This is a genomic window from Streptomyces alkaliterrae, from assembly GCF_007097205.2.
Taxonomy (GTDB): Bacteria; Actinomycetota; Actinomycetes; order Streptomycetales; family Streptomycetaceae; genus Streptomyces; species Streptomyces alkaliterrae.
On the sequence record NZ_VJYK02000696.1, the window covers coordinates 1 to 525 of the forward strand.

At 71.4% G+C, this 525-nt stretch carries 1 protein-coding gene; it reads right to left on the minus strand.

What is annotated here, in order from left to right; genetic code table 11:
* Positions 1 to 525: PP2C family protein-serine/threonine phosphatase (locus FNX44_RS27535; RefSeq protein ID WP_153507821.1), on the minus strand; the 525-nt coding region annotated here is incomplete at both ends.

Sequence of the window (525 nt, forward strand, 5' to 3'; positions counted from 1 at the left end):
GTATAAGAGACAGGGCGTGGCCGTCGGGGTGGCGGATCAGGGCGGGAGGGTGTCCGGCGGTGGCCAGCTGCGCGCGCCGGTGGCCGAGGTCGAGATGGGCGATGAGGCAGCTGACGAAGAGGCCGGGGTTGAGGTCGACCAGGAGGCGGTTGGTGCGGGCGAGGATGTCGCCTGGGGTGGCGCCGACGGTGGCGTGGGCGTGTACGGCGGTGCGGACCTGTCCCATGAGTGCGGCCGCAGTGGTGTTGTGCCCTTGGACGTCGCCGATCGCCGTGACGGCGGTTGTGGGCGTGCGGTGGATCAGGTCGTAGAAGTCGCCGCCGATGTCCATGCCGTGGCCTGCGGGCCGGTAGCGGGCGGCTGTCCGCAGGTGGGCGATGTGCGGCAGGGCGTGGGGCAGCAGGCCGGTCTGCAGGGTGTGAGCGAGGGTGTGTTTGGCGTCGTAGAGGCGTGCACGGTCCAGGGCCTGGGCGATCAGTCCGGCCAGTGAGGTGAGGATGGCCCTTTCGGCGGGCGGGAACGGGC